The sequence below is a fragment of the Paucisalibacillus globulus genome, from assembly GCF_900184735.1.
Classification (GTDB): Bacteria; Bacillota; Bacilli; order Bacillales; family Amphibacillaceae; genus Ornithinibacillus; species Ornithinibacillus globulus_B.
This window is the reverse complement of sequence record NZ_LT855403.1, coordinates 1-2,311: the sequence shown is the minus strand read 5'-3', so window position 1 is coordinate 2,311 and position 2,311 is coordinate 1. Positions and strand designations below refer to the sequence as shown.

The 2,311-nt window shown below is 52.0% G+C and carries 1 rRNA gene; it reads left to right on the top strand.

The features are described 5' to 3' along the window. Positions 1-4: 4 nt before the first annotated feature. Positions 5-2,311, top strand: a 23S ribosomal RNA gene (locus BN999_RS18080); the annotation flags it as partial.

Below are 2,311 nucleotides of genomic sequence, written 5' to 3'. Positions count from 1 at the left end.
TGATAGTTAAGTGAATAAGGGCGCACGGTGGATGCCTTGGCACTAGGAGCCGATGAAGGACGGGACTAACACCGATATGCCTCGGGGAGTCGTAAGTAGACTTCGATCCGAGGATTTCCGAATGGGGAAACCCACTGTTCGTAATGGAGCAGTATCCATATCTGAATACATAGGGTATGGAAGGCAGACCCGGGGAACTGAAACATCTCATTACCCGGAGGAAGAGAAAGCAAATGCGATTTCCTGAGTAGCGGCGAGCGAAACGGAATTAGCCCAAACCAAGAAGCTTGCTTCTTGGGGTTGTAGGACACTCCACACGGAGTTACAAAGGAATTCTTTAGATGAAGCTACCTGGAAAGGTAAGCCGTAGAAGGTAACAGCCCTGTAATCGAAAAAGAATTCTCTCCGGAGTGTATCCTGAGTACGGCGGAACACGTGAAATTCCGTCGGAATCCGGGAGGACCATCTCCCAAGGCTAAATACTACCTAGTGACCGATAGTGAACCAGTACCGTGAGGGAAAGGTGAAAAGCACCCCGGGAGGGGAGTGAAAGAGAACCTGAAACCGTGTGCCTACAAGTAGTCGGAGCCCGTTAATGGGTGACGGCGTACCTTTTGTAGAATGGACCGGCGAGTTACGATTGTATGCGAGGTTAAGTGGAAGACACGGAGCCGTAGCGAAAGCGAGTCTGAATAGGGCGAATTAGTATGCGGTCGTAGACCCGAAACCGTGTGATCTACCCATGTCCAGGGTGAAGGTCAGGTAACACTGACTGGAGGCCCGAACCCACGTATGTTGAAAAATGCGGGGATGAGGTGTGGGTAGGGGTGAAATGCCAATCGAACACGGAGATAGCTGGTTCTCTCCGAAATAGCTTTAGGGCTAGCCTCAAGGGATGAGTATTGGAGGTAGAGCACTGATTGGACTAGGGGCCCTCATCGGGTTACCGAATTCAGTCAAACTCCGAATGCCAACTACTTTACCTTGGGAGTCAGTCTATGGGTGATAAGGTTCATAGACGAAAGGGAAACAGCCCAGACCGCCAGCTAAGGTCCCAAAGTATACGTTAAGTGGAAAAGGATGTGGAGTTGCACAGACAACCAGGATGTTGGCTTAGAAGCAGCCACCATTTAAAGAGTGCGTAATAGCTCACTGGTCGAGTGACTCTGCGCCGAAAATATACCGGGGCTAAACGTATCACCGAAGCTGCGGATTGTTCTTACGAACAATGGTAGGAGAGCGTTCTAAGTGCTGTGAAGTCAGACCGTGAGGACTGGTGGAGCGCTTAGAAGTGAGAATGCCGGTATGAGTAGCGAAAAAAGAGTGAGAATCTCTTTCACCGAATGCCTAAGGTTTCCTGAGGAAGGCTCGTCCTCTCAGGGTTAGTCGGGACCTAAGCCGAGGCCGAAAGGCGTAGGCGATGGACAACAGGTTGATATTCCTGTACCACCTCATGATCGTTATGAGCGATGGGGGGACGCAGTAGGATAGGGAATGCGCACCACTGGATGTGTGCGCCCAAGCAGTGAGAGTGTCAGGTAGGCAAATCCGCCTGGCGTAAGCTCAAGCTGTGATGGGGAGCGAAATATAGTAGCGAAGTTCCTGATTTCACACTGCCAAGAAAAGCCTCTAGCCAGATCATAGGTGCCCGTACCGCAAACCGACACAGGTAGGCGAGGAGAGAATCCTAAGGTGAGCGGGAGAACTCTCGTTAAGGAACTCGGCAAAATGACCCCGTAACTTCGGGAGAAGGGGTGCTTCTTGCATGAGAAGCCGCAGTGAATAGGCCCAAGCGACTGTTTAGCAAAAACACAGGTCTCTGCGAAGCCGAAAGGCGAAGTATAGGGGCTGACACCTGCCCGGTGCTGGAAGGTTAAGGGGATGGGTTAGGACTTAGGTCCGAAGCTTTGAACCGAAGCCCCAGTAAACGGCGGCCGTAACTATAACGGTCCTAAGGTAGCGAAATTCCTTGTCGGGTAAGTTCCGACCCGCACGAAAGGTGTAACGATTTGGGCACTGTCTCAACGAGAGACCCGGTGAAATTATACTATGCGTGAAGATGCGCATTACCCGCGACAGGACGGAAAGACCCCGTGGAGCTTTACTGTAGCCTGATATTGAATGTCTGTGCAGCTTGTACAGGATAGGTGGGAGCCATTGACTCGTGAGCGCTAGCTTACGGTGGAGGCATCCGTGGGATACCACCCTGGCTGTATGGACCTTCTAACCCAGGACCGTGATCCGGTTCGGAGACAGTGTCAGGCGGGCAGTTTGACTGGGGCGGTCGCCTCCTAAAAGGTAACGGAGGCGC